We start from the raw sequence: 15,204 nt of genomic DNA on the forward strand, positions 1-15,204 counted from the left end.
CGAGTTCGAGGCCAACTACTATCGCAATCTTGAGCAGCAGGACAGCACGGCCTGACTCAAGCCAACCGGCCTCCGCGAAAGCCGGGGCGGTTCACATCCTTCAGGCGGACGATAGCGTCCACGCGCTGCGGACCGTCCAGCGCTTCGTATTCCACTTCGTACTCGCGCTCCGGTGCGAGTTCGACCCCGGCCCCCTGGAGAGCGCGGGTGAAGTGCTCCACCAGGGCATGATCCAGCGGGTTGGGGTGTTGCGAAGCGGGCGCGGCCTGCATCACTAAATATTAGCATTTCCTCAATATTTTGTTGATCAGCAAATGTTCCATCCAGCCAAATGTTTTGAGCTCTTCCGATGATCTGCTGTACAGCAAATATTTAGTATGCAGGCATTCGGCGCTGCCAGTCGGTGGCCTCCAACTACGACTTTCGGGTAGCGGGGCAGCATCTGCGGGCATCCCGGCATAAAATGACTAGTTATCTGACCAGTCATATGGAGAGCATCATGCATGTTTGGCCTGTTCAGGATGCCAAGGCCCGATTCAGCGAATTTCTGGATGCCTGCCTCTCGGAAGGGCCGCAAATGGTCACGCGCCGCGGAGCCGAAGCAGCGGTCCTGGTGCCGGCGGCGCAGTGGAAGCAGATGCAGCAGGCCGCCCAGCCCGGCCTCAAGGACCTCCTGTTGGCACCGGAAGCGCGGATCGACCAGTTGACGCCTGAGCGTCGGCGTGGGCGCGCCCGCCGTCGACCGGTGCAAGCGCTGAGTTAAGGGCGCGAACGATTCACATGTATCTCCTGGACACCAACGTCGTTTCCGAACTACGTCGCCCCAAGCCGCACGGAGGGGTTCTGGCCTGGCTTCAATCGATTCCCGACGCGGATCTGCGTATCTCGGCTGTCACGCTGGGTGAGATCCAGGCCGGCATCGAGATGACACGGGAGCAGGACGCGGTCAAAGCCGACGACATCGAGCGCTGGGCCGATCGACTGGCCGGGTCCTATCAATTGCTGTCGATGGACGCGCAGACATTTCGCACCTGGGCCCGGCTGATGCATCGACGTTCGAACACGCTGTACGAGGATGCCATGATCGCTGCGACTGCCATGCGCCATCGCCTCACCGTCGCCACACGAAACATCGCCGACTTCAGGCAGTTCGACGTGCCGTTGTTCAATCCGTTCGAGTTCCGTTAACTTGGCGCGGCACATCACCGCCGCATCGCTCCTTGCCGTACTGCCGGCTCCGCGTCGACAACCGTCCGGCCATCCCTGCGCATCTGTGCCGACACACTGCGGCTGGCCATCTTGCCGCGCGTGTACGGCGTCACCTGCTGCGCGTCGACGCTGACTGCCGCACCTGACAGTGGCCGGGCCACCACCGTCGTCTCAGCAGACTGCAGCCTGCGCTGGTTCACGGCCATCGATCCGACCCTTGGCGTCGTCACCCGCCAGGCTGGCGCGCAGGGCGCCGACCATGCTGGCCACATCCAGGAGTTCCACCTCCTTGCGCTTGCCCCCCGCCATGTCCCGCAGCAGCGTCTCCACGGACGCGAGCCCCTTGGCGACAGCAGCCGCCGGCTCCGCCCGCGGTGCGCGGCGCAGCATCTTCAACTCATCCACACGCACCTCGACATTGCGCTGCTCCCGGCCCTCCTTATCGGTCCACTGCGTCGAGCGCTGACGCCCTTCCACATACACCTCGCTGCCCTTGGCCAGGTGCGCCAGGGCGATCTCGGCCAGCCGGTCATAGCAGACCACGTCATGCCATTCGGTGTGCTCGCGCCGTTCGCCGGTGGCACGGTCCGTCCAGTGTTCGTGGGTCGCCACGCTGAAACTCGCATAGGCCCCCTTGCCGCCCTGTGCTCCCTCGGGATCTCGGCCGAGCCGGCCGATCAACTGGATCCTGTTCATAACCCATCCTTCCTTGGTTCGGCCGCGGCAATCCGCCGGGGCCGTGGACTGCGCTGAATCCCTCCGCTACCTGACGACCGACAGCGCATACATCGGGTCGTAGTAGATGGCCGGCACGTGCCGGCCGCGCTCCCGGTCGAAGACCAGCTGGACCACCACGTGCACGAGCGTGTGCAGCAGCCGCAGGATTTCGTCCAGCGCGAGGCTGCGCCCCTCCTCCGAGGCCTTGATGAGCAGCGCCACCCGCACGAAGGCCTCCTGCGGAGAGTTCGCGTGCACCGTGGTGATGCCGCCCGGGTGGCCCGAGTTCAGCACGTTCTGCACGTAGTAGAAGGTCTCGTCGCCGCGCAGTTCGGCCAGGAGCACACGATTGGGCGTCTTGCGCATCACGGCCTGCAGCACCTGCTTGGCCGTGGCGCCGACGACACGCTCGCCGCCCCCGTGCGCGTCGCGCCGATAGAAGAGCGCCTGCGAGTTCGGGTGATTGCGCAGCGGCATCTCCGGGGTGTCCTCCACCGTGATGAGGCGCTCCCAGGCCGGGATCATCTCGATCAGGGCTCGGATGAAGGAGGTCTTGCCGCTGCCGGTCGCACCGGAGACGATCAAGTTCTGGCGGGACGCCACCGCCTGCGCCAGGAAGGCGGGCCAGTCGCCGGCGCGCGCCAGATCCCACAGCTTGAGCTGCGCCGGCTCCAGTTGCTCGCCCAGCACCTGCCGGCCCCGCTCGCCGAGAGAAGCACAGAAGGCATGCCGCGTGTGCCGGAAATATCCCTGCTCGACGAACTGGCCCAGCTCGAAGGACTGGCTCGTGTGCTTGCGCAGGTTGAGGTAGATCATGCCGCGCGGCGCCGTCGGCGGCATGGTCATCTCGATGCGTTCGCCGCCGGGCAGGTAGGCTGAGAGGATCGGGTCGCCCTCGTCGAAGGGCTTTTGTGAGAGATTGGCGAGAAAGTTGCCCAGTGCCTGCAGGTACTCGAAGCCGATGGCAGGCGCCTGCACCTGCTCCCAGACGCCGCGCTTCCACAGTTGCACCACGCCGGGCGCATTGACGGCGATCTCGTTGACCTCGGGGTCCGCCATCCAAGCCTCCAGCGCGCGCAGGTGCGCAAGGATGGAAACGTACTTGTCCGAGCTGCCCATGCCTAGCCGCCCTCGCCCGCGAGGCCCGCAGCGCCAACACGCGCGGGATACATCTGCGCGGCGGCTGGCCGCAACTCATAGACGGTCGAGAAATCCACGTCCCGCGCCACGAAGATCTTGATGATCTCGCCCTGGTTCTTGTACAGGCTCGGGCGCAGTTGCCGTCCCTGGGTGAGCATCTCCTCGACGATGGCCTTGGTCGTGCTGTCGGTGTTGTTCATCTGCGAGTACAGGCCCTGGGTGCCGATGTTGTAGGTGTCGCCGCCATTGGCCGAGGCACGCGCCGATGCCCGGGCGTCGTCGCGGGCGATGTAGATGTCCTTGGCGTCCTCCAGCAGCGAGAAGAAGATGGCACCGGCGAAGCGGTCGAACCACTTGTTGTCGACGTAGCCCGAGGTCCCGGCGCGGCCCAGGGCGTCGGTCCCGGGCGAATTGAGCTGCACCGTCACGAAGTGGGGCGTCACGGCGCGCGTCCAGAGTGTGAAGATGGCTTTCTGCCCGGACTGCACGCCTTGCGCGTACTCGCCTTCCATCGCCGTGCCGGCTTCCATCAGGACCACCTTGCCGTCCATCGACAGGACGGGAGCGCTCAGGATGCACTTGAGAAACCCAGGCTGGTCGGTGAGGATGGCTGTCAGCAGGGTGCAGTCCGGCAGCGTCCCCTTGGCCAGCGTCATCGACGGGTTGCGGATGATGCCGGCGCTCACGCTTGGCGTGAATGTGGCCGACAGGGCATTGCCCAGTGCGTTGTTCCTTCCCGTGGACGTCGATGCACCAGGCAGGCCCGGGGCACCCGCGGCAGTTGCGCCAGGCGACCCGGGCGCGCCAGCAACAGCAGACACCGGCGCGGCAGCGCTCAGCGCAATGCCGCTCTTGCGCCGGCGCTCGCGAATGCGATCCGCTTCCGACTGCCCCGACGGGGCTGCCTGGACGGCTTCCTGCTTGGGAGCCTGCTCCGGGCAGTTCAGCCCGATGGGCAGGCGCAGGCCGCCCGGACACTCCACGTAGCTCGGCGCCTGCGGCGGGGGACCGAGCGCCAGGGGCACCTTGACTTCCGGCGCCGCCAGCGGGCGCGCATCGGCCTCCTCCTTGGGCTTGGAGGGAGTTCCCGCGCCGAAAAGACCGAAGTAGTTGTTGCGGCTCGCAATACCGAAGAGGATCAGCAGCGCCGCGATCATCGCCGTGGCGGCCAGGATGAGCTTCTGCCCGGGCGCGGCGGCGCGCCGGCGCTCCACCAGGCCTTCGCGCTCGACCTCGGCAATCGGCGCTTCCTGCTTCATCTCGATCATGAGCGTTCCTCGTTCACCTCAGCGCAGCGGCTCGCGCACCGCCCGCTCGACCTTGCCGCTGGCCGTGCCGGTGGGCGAAGACTGGATCGGCAGGACCGGCGATCGGTTGGTGATGCCCGCCACCAGGTCGCCGCGGCGCAGCAGAATGCGCTGCACGACGCGGTGCAGCACCATGGTGTCGCCCTCGACGTGATAGTCCACCAGGCTCTCGGTACCGTCCGGCTCGATGACGAAGGCCGCCGGCAGCGGGTTCGCCGCGCTGAAGAGCATGAAGGTCTGACGGCCGTTGTCGTGCATCGCCAGCGGCTGCAGTTCCTGCGGGCCCACGATCCAGTAGTCGTGGTTGAGGGTGCCCTCGTGCGATGACGACTCGAGGTTGTCCTTCATCTGGCGCCGCTCGGCCTCCTGCCGGGCCAGCGCGATCGCCTCGGGCGTGCCAGCTTCCTGCTCCGGATACTGCAGCCGCACCCAGTACGCCACGTTCCTTGCCGTTCGCGAGGTGGTGCGCAGCTGGAAGAGGTACGAGCGCCTGTTGGTGAAGATGGTCAGGTTCGTGTCCGCCTTCACATCCTTGGGCTTGAGCACGAAGAGGTTGCCATTGATGGCCGCGTGCCACGCATCGCGGTCGCCCATGGCGAAGTCCTTGATCTCTTCCTTCCTGCCGAACTCGATGGTGGTGACGACGCCCTCGGCGGTGGCGATGCGGATCACGTTGTCGCCGGTGTAGCGCACGGTCTGGATGCGGGTGTCGCTGGCCGAGGGGGTGGTGCCGACCTCCGCGTGCACAAGCCCGATCCATAGAAGCCCCGCGAGAAGGCCAACAAACTCCGACTTCGCGGGAAGCGTCATCGAATGGCTCCGGCACCCATGCCGATGTTGGCCGGCGTCACGCCGGGCGCAGCCGCGGCGCCCGATCCACCTGCCGGCCCGGCACCCGGCGCGGGCGACTGACCTCCAGAGTTGCCGAGCACCTGAGGCACCCCCTCCTGGTCGCGGCGGTAGTTCAGCGCGCAGAAGCCGAAGGCGTTGATGTACAGGTCCTTGAGCTGGGAGGGGATGTTGCCCTGGTCATAGCGGATGGTGAGCGTGGCGATGTAGCGCGTGCGCACCGGCGGCGAGACGCCGCGAGTGACCGTCTTGTCGAAGCGCACCTGCGCCACGCGCAGGTCATCCTGGTCGGTCGGCAGGAAGGTGATGCTCTGGATCTCCACCCGCTCCGAGTCCGTGGGCGTCATGGTCTTGACGGGGGACTGCGGGTTGACCTCAGGATTGAAGTAGTTCTCCCAGTCGGCGCGCACCGGCCCGCAGGACATGAGATAGGCGGTCTTGTAGTTGGATTCGGCCTCGCCCCGGGTGAAGCCCTCCCGGGCCAGGACGTAGCGGGCGACGTCCGACAGGACGATCTTCTGGTCACGCTGGCGGCCCAGCTGCACGGTCTCCCCGGGTGCCAGGACATCGTAGGCGCCGGTGGCGTTGTCCACGCGAATCACGGCCGGCACGATCTGCTTGAGCGGCAGCAGGAGGGTGACGCTCAGGACACACAGGCCGCACAGGATCCCGCAGGCCCAGGCGATCCTGACGCTGCGCGAGGCACGGCGCTCCAGGGCCAAACGCTGCTGCGTGTCCCAGTTCAGCGCCTGCGCGAAGTAGGCCTCCTTGTCCGTCACCGCGGGACCTTCGGCGGCTGCCGTTGGGGATTGATCGGCCGCTCCTCGCCCGAGGGCCATCCGGGCGGCTTGGGTGCGCCGCAGCCGGCCAGAAAAATTGCCAACATGACTGCGAGGCCGAGCAGAGTGCGCACGCGAACCCCTACTTCGAGCGAATGCGGCTCAGCATGGAACGAAAGTGCACTGCGCTGGTCAGGCCGGCGCCAAACGAACCGCCACTTCCCGCCGTCAACGATGAAGCGATCACAGGAATCTGAAGGAACAGGAAGAACATGGTCAAAGAGATGAGGATGAGCGGCAAGCACAGCGCCACCACGTTGAGACCCGCCCCACCGACACCAATCAGGTTGGCCACCATGCTCATGACGCCTCCGCCTCCACTCGAGGCGCCCAGTTGCGAGTTCAGCTTGTTCACATAGGAGTTGGCGATCCCAATGAACATGAAGATGAAGAGCGCCGATAGCACATGGAAGAACACAAAGTACAGCGCGGTATTGAGCCACGTGTAGAAGTAGCTTCGCGTCTGGGGTAGCACCAACGCGAGAATGAAAAAGGGACCGACAGCCAACACCATGCTCAGACCCACCTTCGCATAGATGATGCAAAACAGTGCCCATCCAAGCATCAGGTAGGCCGCTGCCGCTGTCATGGCGCCCACCAGGAACATTGCTACTGCAGGCCCGATCGCCAGATCGCTCAGCAGCTTGGTCCCTGCCGTGAACATGGCGGACACGAGATTGACCATCTTCTCGTTCACCTGCCCCAGCAGATCGGGTGAACTTGAACTTGTCCGGCTCATGGCCGTGGTCAGTTCCGAGGGAAGCTCGAAGATCGGTTTGGCAACCCACGATAGATAGCCATGGCCCATGATGTGAAGGACCACCATGAAGCCGATGAACTTCAGCAGCCAATCCGAGATCGGCATTGCCACCTTGCCTTCCATGACGAGGTAGCACCAGATCAGCATGCAGACACCCAGAAGCACCCACGCAATGGGGATGACATAGCCAGAAATCCCCGCGGCGGCGCCTTCGTAGAAGCCGTTGAGGGCCTGCTCAAAGTTGTTGTAGATGTCACCGATGATGGTGTCCGCCACCGCACGATTCCCTTCTAGAACCGAATGTTGACGGGCTTGCGAAGATCACGGACCTGATCCTGGGCGGCACACGCGGCCAGCCGCCGTCCGTTCTTCTTCACTTCGGCAGAGCAGGCTTCATTGACCTCGGTGAGCGGTCCCAGATTTCCCTTGTCCGCCTCCGCGGCGATGTACTCCGGGTCGAACCGAGGCGCTTCGACGCGCTCCTGTTTGTTGCAGCCCACCACCAGGACCGCGGCCGAAAGAGCGGACGCGCAAAGCGTATACAGGTAGTGCTTCATCGCCTAGAACCTGATGCCGCCGGCCGAACCGCGTGCCATGCCCGCATTGAAGTTGTCGATTGCGCTTTGCTGCTGGAGCCGCCGGTCCGCCTCCTGCATGGCCTGGATGGTGGAGAGCTTGATCTGCTCGTTCTGCATGCGCACCGTCTCCACCTGGATGCGCGCCTGCACCTCGCCCACGGCCTTCACATCGCTGGAGGCGTTGATCGACTGCACGAACATCTGCAGGTTGCGGATGTTCTCTGCCGCCTTTCGGTAACCCATGTCGCCGATCTGCTTTTGAAGGGCCAGCTGCTGCCACTGCTCGTTGCAGCTCCTGCGCAATGTGGCGTCAGCGTTCAGTTCGGCACAGCTTCGAAGCTGGTTGGCCCGTACGATGTCCGACAGGGACCCGGAGATGCCCGCAAATGACCCGCCCCCGCTCCTGAGCGCATTGGCCGCGCCGACATAGTCCTGCGGCAGGTATTGGTTGATCAGGTCGTTGGTCAGAATGTTGCCCAGGTTGCGCGATCCCTGCAGGGTGTTGTAGACGTCCTTCATCTGGTCGAGCTGCTCCTTCATGGACTTGAGCTGCTCGGTCCATTTGAGAATGGTCTCGACGTGGTTCATCGTGGCGGGCGCATCCGCCACCACCGCCACGGCCCACTGCGCGGACGCGCCGCCCGACAGGCTCAGGCCAAGGGCCCAGGCGACCGCGACCGCACGGCACCGCGGCGGCAGCGAGTTGCACAGCATCCGATGGATCATCTGATTCATCACACTCTCCTTTTGAGAAACAGGGGCATCCAGTCGGCAGGGTCCTCGCCCACCTCCTCGATCGCGGCGTGCATGACCTCGACGTTGTCCAGGCTCGCCGAGAGCACGGAAAGCATGTCGTCCATGCCGCTCAGGTCCATGTTCACCATCACCGACTCGGCGCCCTTCTTCAGGAGGAACTTGCCGGCGTTCTCCTCGGTGTTCTTCACCAAGTGGAATTCGCGCGGGGTGAGCTTCAGGCCTTCGATGTAGTCGTCCTTCTCCGCCTGCCCGTTGGGCAGGATGATCTGGGTGGGGAATTGCGACAGCAGCGTACTGCCCAGCGGGGACTTGCTGATGTCGCCCGGCTCCTGGGTATCCAATCCCATGATCCCGTCCTCCTTGCGCACGGTGCGGCCCTTGTTCTCGATGAAGACCTGCATCGAGGGATCCTTCAGGGCCTTCCACGCCTCGGCGATGTCGATGATGTGGGGCGCGCCGGCGGCTTGCTGGCCTATCTTGTGGATCAGGTAACGCAGGATCGGCGTGCGCGCCTCCTCGATGTCCAGGAAATACGTCATGTCGAAGCCGAAGGTGTCGGCACCGGTCAGATCGAAGCGATCCACGTCGTTGTCCAGCACCCAGGCAAACGCGCCACCATCGCACCAGCGGCCCAAGGCGTGGTACAGGCTGTTCTCCTTGTGCGTCGGCAGCGAGTCGCGCACGCGCGCGTAGCGTCGGTAGGTCGGCTCCAGCTGATAGACCTGCCTGATGGCACCCAGCAGGTCCTCTTCGTCCTTGTGCGTCATGGCGTACTTGCCATCGAACTGCACGTTCCAGGACAGGATGCTCAGGATCAGCGACAGGTTCTCAGGCGTGGGCGGCAGGGAAAACGGGTTCATGCCGGTGGGCTCGCCGCCTGCGATGCGGAAGTACCGCCCGCCCATGGCGCGAACACAGATCTCCTCGCCGTAGTCCTTGTCGAAGCTGAAGATCTTCAGGCGACGTCCGTTGGCCAGCGCACGCTTGCGCGCCAGCAGCCGCAGGGCCAGTTTGACGACCGTCTTGCCAGCGCCCGAGCGGCCGACGATCTTGTAGTTGCCCAGTTCCTTGCGGTGCGTCCGGGGCCTGTCAGCCGCATCATTGGCCGCGGCCGCCGCTTCTTCCTCGTTGCCGGCGACGCCGCCTGCCGGCTCGTCGTCGTAGTCCAGCCGAATGCCCTGCTCCAGCAGCCGGTTGCGGCTGACGTGGTAGTTGAAGAAGTAGGGCCCGCCGGCCGCTGTCTTGAGCAGCGCGATGGGCGCTCCCCACTGGCTGCCCTGGCTGTTGCCCAACAGGTGGTTGTGCATCGGGAAGAATTTGGAGAAGTTCTTGCTGCTGATGGGCATCGCGCGGATGCGGCCGTACCTGAAGTTGGCCGGCAGTGCGCTGAAGTAGGTGCAGATGAGCGCACCTCCCCGCTCGCGCGAGGTGTTCATGCTCTTCTGGTCCAGGAGCGTCACGGCCGCGTTGACATGCTGGTTCAGTTCCTTGATCGTGTCGCCATAGACGATCAGCACCAGCTCATGCTCGAACATGGAGAACCTGCCGGCCTGCAACTGGGTTCGGGCAGCGGCCACCTCCTCCATCTGCTGCGCGTTGTCACTGGTGGACTTGATCTTGTTGTACTGGGTGCGCAGCAGCGCATCGGCCTTGTCGAAGGCCATCACGGTCACGGACTGGCTCAGCACGAACTCGAAAGGTGCCGAGAGCAGCCCCTCGAAGACCTTGGCATCGAGCTGCTCAGCGCGGTAGGGCGCCACGAGGGAGAGCACGGCGGCAAAGCGCGATCCCGCCGGACCCTGGATTTCCACGGTCTCGGTCCCGAAGTTCAGGGCCGCCGACTGCAGACCATGGCTCAACTCGTAGGCGCCGAGGTTGATATGGCGCTCGGTGTTGTTGAGCAGGCGCCCATAGAAGCCGGCGGTGCGCGAACACAGCTGCCCGCCCTGCCAGTAGGTGCCCAGGCGCCGCGGGTGGTAGCGCTTGAGGCTGGCCATCAGCTGTGCGGAGATCTTGGCCAGCTCGTCGCGCGCCCGCAGGCGCAGCTCGGCCATGCCCTCGCTGGTGCGGCTGGACAGGCGGATGCTCATCTGGTCCGCCTTGTTGCCGGCCAGGCGGTACACAGGCGAGAGGAAGAGCCGATTGGTGAACTGCGCCTCGCCACCGAACTTCGTGGCGTACTGCCGCGCGAACTCGGTGGACAGGGCGTTGTCGTATTCGACGCCCGAGAAGTCGAAGCGCACGCGCCGGCGCTCCAGGTGCGTCCACAGCGCCACGTTCGGGCTGCGCGCCACGTTGTTGATCGCCGAGAACCATTGCTGGTTCAGGCTGTCGAGCTCCTTGTGGCCGATGGTCTCGTAGGAAAGTCCGTGCACCGAGATCGTCTCGGTGAGATCGCCCTCGTAGGTGATGACGGTGTGCTCGTCGATCTGCTGCGAGTACGGCAGGCAGCTGGCGACGCTGCGCTCGGCCTGAAGCTTGGGAAGGGCGGACATGGGGACCTTTCCGTCAATGCATCAGGTCACGATCGAGTCCTGCGCGCGCGAGGTGCGGGCTGAAGCTCACGACACCGCGGCCGTGGGTATTCCTGTTGTCGGCGAACCACCGGAAGCGATAGTCGGCCACCAGGTCACGCACCCAGTACGGGTTCTCGTTGGTCTTGAGCACCAGCAGCAGATGCAATGGCAGTAGGAGCAGCGCCCAGAAGGCAAAGAGGCGCATGCACAGCAGCAGGAGCATGCATTCCGTTCCAAAGATGGGCAGCGGCACGTAGGCCTGAAGCACGGGTGCCTGCGTGCCGCGGTAGATCACGGCGCGCTCCAAGGCTGGCTCTTCGTCGCGGGTCGACTCATCCGACATATCGCGGCTCACAGGTTGGAGATGCCGGAGGATGAACTTCCCACGGTCTCCTTGATGAACTGGATGATGGCCACAATGGCGAAGGCCAGTCCCGTGGCAAACAGCACCTGCATGAAAGTGCGCTTGGGATCCTCGCGGCCGAGCCAGTTGCCGGTGGTCCAGTTCAAGAGGGTGAGCAGGCCCATGATCGCGCCCACGACGCCAACGATGCCGTAGATCACGTTGAAGAAGTTCACCCCTGTCTGCCTGAGGGTCTGCGCAAGGGCCGGGCTGGCCGCGCCGGCAACGACGAGCGCGACGGCGGCGACGCGGCTGCCCAGAACGACACAGGTCACTGCACGCTGGACACGCAATGGATCGATGGGGGACGCAATGCGCTTGTTGGACATGGATACCTCCTGACGAAGTGATCGAAGGAAAACGGGCTACGGGTTAGAAGCCGGCCTGAGCGCCAGGCTTCTCGAAGATGTCGAGGGACTCTCCGGGTCTGCGTGTATCGGGCGGGATGAGCGGCGGAGCGAGAGAGGCGACGTCCAGTTTGCGAGCCGGTGATCCGGCGGCCGCGGCGATGGCTGGCGCCTCCGATGGCGGGTTGGGCTGGAGGGCGCCCGCGGCGTCCGGCACGACGCCGCGGCCGAGTTGCACCTGGGGCGGCGCGCTGCTCATGTACGCGAAGACCCGGCTTGCATAGTCGTCGCTGATCGCGCGGTGCACGCCGCCCGAGTTGTAGCCTCGCAGCGCCGCCCAGACGGCCGCCACGCCGGAGTAGCCTGACGCTGTGGCGCGATGAAAGAAGTTCCAGAGGATCTTCTGGCCCACCTGGAGGTTCTGGCAGGCATCGAAGGCCTGTTCCCAGGTCAGGCGGTACAGAGACACGTTGCTCACATGGATCTGCGCCAGGCCCACCGAGAACTTGCGGCCGGCAGCGACCAGGGCCTTGGCGGTGGCCATCGCCTCCTGCAGTGTCTCGGGCTGCCTGACCGCGCCGTGAGACCGGTCCATGCCGATGGCCAGCGGCCGGCCGCCCGACTCGGCGCGCACCAACGCGTGCATCAGCACCGGCGAAACCTGCGGCGCGCATTGATCCAGCAGCGCAGCAGTCAGTACCATTGACATTCCTTTGATGTCTCGCCGAATTGGACAATCTGGCCCCGGAGCATAGCTGTAAGCCTTTTCCGCCCGGTTCCATTATTTCTCGTTTCGAGAGACAATACTACCAAAGACTGCACAAAGGAGCCTCTTCGCGCCGAGAATTGATCCGCTTCTTCGATCTTGATCACAAATTTCGCTTAATTAAACAAGACTCTGCGCGATGACCCTGTCTAGCGCAATCAGTCTTACAAACAGAGACAACCAGCCCGGATGAAATCTGCGCCCCCCGCCACCCCCTCCGATGAGCCTGAATCCGCCGAGCCAGTCGCCTCGGCCGATTTGTCGCAGCAGGGGCCTCGCGGCGCCAACGCAGCCCAGTTGGTACGAGCCCTGTTGGAGCGCCATGGCATCCCCCGGCACCGGCATTCCTCTTTCGTTGGAGAGTTCTTTGGGCTGTCGCGCGCCGCTTCCTACCTGCGAGTGAACAAGAGTTCGGCCTGGACGCTGGACGAGTTCCAGGCGTTGGCCGATCGGTTCGGCGAGCCCCTCGCTCAGGTGCTGGGTGCGATCGGGGGGAGCGCCTCAGGCTCGCCCGCCGTGCTCAAGGTGGGCACGATGCAGATCGGCTGCCGTGTCTGGCTCGACAAGGACGCCCAGGCCAGCCCCGCCAGCGCCCTGGTCGCAATGGAGGCCGCCGGCTCCTATGTGGTGGTGCCCTATGCCGCAGCGGTGGGCCAAGCGTGCTGGCCCGTGGCCCGGTTGGAAATCACGGATGCCAGCGCGTCCGTGCCGCGCGTCGCGGTGCTGGACGACGAGCGCGACGTCACCGAATCGGTGTGCGGCATCCTGCGTTCGGACGGCATCGATGCCGTGCCCTACTTCAAGGCCGAGGATCTCGCCCGCGACATTCCCAAGGGCTTGTTCGATGGCTACGTGATCGACTGGCTGCTGCCGGGCAACCAGAACGCGGTGCCGCTGCTGGCGGCGGTGCGGGACCAGCCACGTCGCAGTGCCCTGGTGTTGCTGACGGGGAAAACGCGCGCCGGAACAGCCGATCCCGCAGAGGTCGGCGCCGCGGCCGGCCGCTTCAGAGCGCAGCTAGTGGAAAAGCCCGTGCAAGGGCCCTTCCTGCTTTCCTCGCTGCAGATCGATGGCCTGGGTGACGCGACGCACGCCCCAGCGCTCCCTCTGCCCGCTTGACAGGAACGCTCGCGAATGCGATAGGTGGTCGACATCAATGGCCTGCCACCGTCAAATCGACAATCTTCCAAGCGTCCGGCCCTCCTTCCTGACCGTTGATCGCTTCAGAACGCCAAATCGCGGGTCAACGAACTGGTGAGGCGCGCGCACGGACGCGATGAAGTCGCGGTGATTGCAGCCGAGGATCTCCGGCCGCTGCAAGACGATCGCACAGGCAAGGCCCCGGTAACCGTGATTGCAAGAAGGTAGGTGCTGCGATCCGTACTATCGAATGCATCGGATGCGCTGCGCGTTTTCGACCAACTACATCCTTCCTCACCAGCCTGCTTCAAACGGGCCTTCCTCATCGTCGTCATAAACAAAAATGTTGACGCATTAGCATTTTTGTTTATAATCTACACCATGTTCACCACGCGGAGGATCCGTGAAGCAGAGCGAGTTCAAGCGATGGCTCGCCGAACAGGGCGCAACCTTTGAGAGTGGCAAGAAGCACTTGAAGGTCTATCTGAACGGGAAGCAAACGACGCTGCCTCGACACCCAGCCAAAGAGCTCGGCGAAGGTCTCAGGAAGGCGATTTTGAAACAGCTTGGTTTGTGAGGGGGAGGCCCCGAAAGGGGTCGTCCCGATGCTTCTCGATCACCCGTTTTTATGAAGAGGTCTGTTGCATGCGTTATCAAGTTGAAGTCCGAAAGGATGGGAAGGGCTATATGGCCTCCTTCCCGGACATCCCGGAGGCATTGACCGCCGGCGATACCAAGGCGGAAGCTTTGGAAATGGCACAGGACGCGCTGATCACCGCGCTCGACTTCTACTTTGAAGATAGGCGAGAGGTGCCCCTGCCTCGAAAGGTGGCAGCGGGTAAGGATTGCGTCGAGCTTCCTGCTAGTCTGGTCGCAAAGGTTCTGCTGCTCAACGAGATGGTGCGGCAGAAGGTGCGTCCGGCAGAGCTTGCGCGCAAACTCCACACGAGTGCGCAGGACGTGAACCGTCTGACGAACCTTCGGCACACCACGAAGGTTGACGCTCTCCAGAGTGCCCTTGGCGCACTCGGCAAGCGATTGGAAATCAGCCTCGCTTGATCGGAAGCGCCTGCGCTTTGCGGGCGCTTCCTTTTCGCGTCTCCCTCAGCGAGTAGTTACGGCGCAGCAAAGACACGCCGGGGCCTGCCGTCGTGAGATTCGGCGAGCCGGCACTTCACAAGTGATCAAGTGCGGAAGCCTCGCGCAGCGGCTTCCTCTGCGCTCATCCCAGCCGATCAGCGGTCCAGGTTTCATTCACGCGCAGCCCCCGCCTGCTGATCAGCAGCTCTTCGAAGCCCCTGGCGCCAACGCGTGTCGATAGGCCTTGATCGAAAACAAGGGTGGGCATCGCGGTTCATGTCGTCCGTCACGCGGATGAGCTATGCAGTTCGATGTCCCCCCAGCTGGGGAGGTTAGAAATTCAGGCTTCATAGCGGAAGGCCGCCAGCGATCGCTGCAGCTCCCTCCGACCGCCGCAATGTGGTATGGGTTCCATAGCCCTGACCAGCGCAGCGACCGAATACCACTCACCGATCTCCGAAGAGGCCGACCTGAACCGCCCCGGCTTTCGCGGAGGCTCCCTCGTTTGAGAAGATGGAGCCATCATGAGGAAGTCAGTGAAGTTTTCGCCGGAAGTGCGCGAGCGTGCGGTGCGCATGGTGTTCGAGCATCAAGGAGAGCACGCGTCGCAATGGGCGGCGGTCGTATCGATCGCCGGCAAGATCGGCAGCACGCCGCAGACGCTGCTGAACTGGGTGCGTCAGCACGAGCGTGACACGGGCCAGCGCGAAGGCGCGACCACGGCCGAGGCCAAGCGCGTCAAGGAACTGGAGCGCGAAGTGCGCGAGCTTCGCCGCGCCAACGAGATCCTCAAGCTG

Annotated in this window: 19 protein-coding genes; 6 read left to right on the forward strand and 13 right to left on the reverse strand. The window is 64.2% G+C overall.

Going from position 1 to position 15,204, the window contains the following annotated elements; translation table 11 throughout:
* Positions 1–56 precede the first annotated feature (56 nt).
* Positions 57–272, reverse strand: a complete 216-nt coding sequence (locus Q392_RS33035) for a hypothetical protein (protein ID WP_157008227.1) — start codon at positions 270–272, stop codon at positions 57–59.
* Between the two features lie 131 nt (positions 273–403).
* Between Q392_RS33035 and Q392_RS24675 the strand changes: the two genes are divergently transcribed.
* Both Q392_RS24675 and Q392_RS24680 read left to right on the forward strand, forming a co-directional pair.
* On the forward strand, positions 404–763 hold the full coding sequence (locus Q392_RS24675; protein WP_245610807.1) for a type II toxin-antitoxin system Phd/YefM family antitoxin: 360 nt from the start codon (positions 404–406) through the stop codon (positions 761–763).
* A gap of 17 nt (positions 764–780) precedes the next feature.
* Entirely contained in the window at positions 781–1,188 is a 408-nt protein-coding gene (locus tag Q392_RS24680; RefSeq protein ID WP_038214252.1) for a type II toxin-antitoxin system VapC family toxin, read from the forward strand.
* Positions 1,189–1,380: 192 nt separating this feature from the next.
* Here the strand turns inward: Q392_RS24680 and Q392_RS31465 are convergent, their stop codons facing one another.
* From Q392_RS31465 to Q392_RS31475, 12 genes are all read right to left on the reverse strand, one after another.
* The gene (locus Q392_RS31465) at positions 1,381–1,905 is read right to left on the reverse strand and encodes a single-stranded DNA-binding protein (protein ID WP_051953934.1); all 525 of its coding nucleotides are present in this window, start codon (positions 1,903–1,905) and stop codon (positions 1,381–1,383) included.
* A gap of 66 nt (positions 1,906–1,971) precedes the next feature.
* Entirely contained in the window at positions 1,972–3,045 is a 1,074-nt protein-coding gene (gene virB11, locus Q392_RS24690; RefSeq protein ID WP_051953935.1) for a P-type DNA transfer ATPase VirB11, read from the reverse strand.
* A gap of 2 nt (positions 3,046–3,047) precedes the next feature.
* Complete coding sequence (locus tag Q392_RS31470; RefSeq protein WP_051953936.1) at positions 3,048–4,334, reverse strand: TrbI/VirB10 family protein; 1,287 nt, start codon at positions 4,332–4,334, stop codon at positions 3,048–3,050.
* Between the two features lie 18 nt (positions 4,335–4,352).
* Positions 4,353–5,120 carry a TrbG/VirB9 family P-type conjugative transfer protein gene (locus Q392_RS24700; RefSeq protein ID WP_038214254.1) on the reverse strand — a complete coding sequence of 256 codons (768 nt, stop codon included), beginning with the start codon at positions 5,118–5,120 and terminating at the stop codon, positions 4,353–4,355.
* A 59-nt stretch (positions 5,121–5,179) separates the two neighbouring features.
* Positions 5,180–6,001, reverse strand: a complete 822-nt coding sequence (locus tag Q392_RS24705; RefSeq protein ID WP_038214256.1) for a VirB8 family type IV secretion system protein — start codon at positions 5,999–6,001, stop codon at positions 5,180–5,182.
* 142 nt (positions 6,002–6,143) lie between these two features.
* Entirely contained in the window at positions 6,144–7,097 is a 954-nt protein-coding gene (locus tag Q392_RS24710; protein WP_038214259.1) for a TrbL/VirB6 family protein, read from the reverse strand.
* Between the two features lie 14 nt (positions 7,098–7,111).
* Positions 7,112–7,378, reverse strand: coding sequence for a hypothetical protein (locus Q392_RS24715; protein ID WP_038214262.1), 267 nt, complete (start codon positions 7,376–7,378; stop codon positions 7,112–7,114).
* Positions 7,379–7,381: 3 nt separating this feature from the next.
* Positions 7,382–8,134 (reverse strand): P-type DNA transfer protein VirB5, encoded by a 753-nt coding sequence (gene virB5, locus Q392_RS24720; protein WP_038214266.1) that lies wholly within the window; start codon positions 8,132–8,134, stop codon positions 7,382–7,384.
* On the reverse strand, positions 8,134–10,650 hold the full coding sequence (locus tag Q392_RS24725; RefSeq protein WP_038214269.1) for a VirB4 family type IV secretion/conjugal transfer ATPase: 2,517 nt from the start codon (positions 10,648–10,650) through the stop codon (positions 8,134–8,136). The genes virB5 and Q392_RS24725 overlap by 1 nt, the downstream gene beginning before the upstream one ends.
* Positions 10,651–10,663: 13 nt before the next feature.
* Positions 10,664–10,978 (reverse strand): hypothetical protein, encoded by a 315-nt coding sequence (locus Q392_RS24730; RefSeq protein WP_038214271.1) that lies wholly within the window; start codon positions 10,976–10,978, stop codon positions 10,664–10,666.
* Positions 10,979–11,022: 44 nt separating this feature from the next.
* Positions 11,023–11,403, reverse strand: coding sequence for a hypothetical protein (locus Q392_RS33045; RefSeq protein WP_157008233.1), 381 nt, complete (start codon positions 11,401–11,403; stop codon positions 11,023–11,025).
* A gap of 43 nt (positions 11,404–11,446) precedes the next feature.
* Positions 11,447–12,124: a lytic transglycosylase domain-containing protein gene (locus tag Q392_RS31475; protein WP_051953937.1), complete on the reverse strand. Its 678-nt coding sequence runs from the start codon at positions 12,122–12,124 to the stop codon at positions 11,447–11,449.
* Between the two features lie 252 nt (positions 12,125–12,376).
* Here Q392_RS31475 and Q392_RS24745 point away from each other — a divergent pair, with 252 nt between their 5' ends.
* The 4 genes from Q392_RS24745 to Q392_RS24755 form a co-directional block, all read left to right on the forward strand.
* Positions 12,377–13,306 (forward strand): helix-turn-helix domain-containing protein, encoded by a 930-nt coding sequence (locus tag Q392_RS24745; RefSeq protein ID WP_084217387.1) that lies wholly within the window; start codon positions 12,377–12,379, stop codon positions 13,304–13,306.
* A gap of 424 nt (positions 13,307–13,730) precedes the next feature.
* Positions 13,731–13,904, forward strand: coding sequence for a type II toxin-antitoxin system HicA family toxin (locus Q392_RS32305; RefSeq protein WP_084217388.1), 174 nt, complete (start codon positions 13,731–13,733; stop codon positions 13,902–13,904).
* A 68-nt stretch (positions 13,905–13,972) separates the two neighbouring features.
* On the forward strand, positions 13,973–14,386 hold the full coding sequence (locus Q392_RS24750; protein WP_038214278.1) for a type II toxin-antitoxin system HicB family antitoxin: 414 nt from the start codon (positions 13,973–13,975) through the stop codon (positions 14,384–14,386).
* 545 nt (positions 14,387–14,931) lie between these two features.
* Positions 14,932–15,204: transposase (locus tag Q392_RS24755; protein WP_038214294.1), on the forward strand; the 273-nt coding region annotated here is incomplete at its 3' end.

The organism is Xenophilus azovorans DSM 13620 (genome assembly GCF_000745855.1).
In the GTDB taxonomy this organism is placed as follows: Bacteria; Pseudomonadota; Gammaproteobacteria; order Burkholderiales; family Burkholderiaceae_C; genus Xenophilus; species Xenophilus azovorans.

Bases quoted from the DNA above. Each gene is read 5' to 3' on its own strand.
- Q392_RS24680 (WP_038214252.1), top strand. From the start codon at position 781: ATGTATCTCCTGGACACCAACGTCGTTTCCGAACTACGTCGCCCCAAG.
- Q392_RS24725 (WP_038214269.1), bottom strand. From the start codon at position 10,650: ATGTCCGCCCTTCCCAAGCTTCAGGCCGAGCGCAGCGTCGCCAGCTGC.
- virB5 (WP_038214266.1), bottom strand. From the start codon at position 8,134: ATGAATCAGATGATCCATCGGATGCTGTGCAACTCGCTGCCGCCGCGG.
- Q392_RS31475 (WP_051953937.1), bottom strand. From the start codon at position 12,124: ATGGTACTGACTGCTGCGCTGCTGGATCAATGCGCGCCGCAGGTTTCG.
- Q392_RS24745 (WP_084217387.1), top strand. From the start codon at position 12,377: ATGAAATCTGCGCCCCCCGCCACCCCCTCCGATGAGCCTGAATCCGCC.
- Q392_RS33045 (WP_157008233.1), bottom strand. From the start codon at position 11,403: ATGTCCAACAAGCGCATTGCGTCCCCCATCGATCCATTGCGTGTCCAG.
- Q392_RS33035 (WP_157008227.1), bottom strand. From the start codon at position 272: ATGCAGGCCGCGCCCGCTTCGCAACACCCCAACCCGCTGGATCATGCC.
- Q392_RS24715 (WP_038214262.1), bottom strand. From the start codon at position 7,378: ATGAAGCACTACCTGTATACGCTTTGCGCGTCCGCTCTTTCGGCCGCG.
- Q392_RS24750 (WP_038214278.1), top strand. From the start codon at position 13,973: ATGCGTTATCAAGTTGAAGTCCGAAAGGATGGGAAGGGCTATATGGCC.
- virB11 (WP_051953935.1), bottom strand. From the start codon at position 3,045: ATGGGCAGCTCGGACAAGTACGTTTCCATCCTTGCGCACCTGCGCGCG.
- Q392_RS31470 (WP_051953936.1), bottom strand. From the start codon at position 4,334: ATGATCGAGATGAAGCAGGAAGCGCCGATTGCCGAGGTCGAGCGCGAA.
- Q392_RS31465 (WP_051953934.1), bottom strand. From the start codon at position 1,905: ATGAACAGGATCCAGTTGATCGGCCGGCTCGGCCGAGATCCCGAGGGA.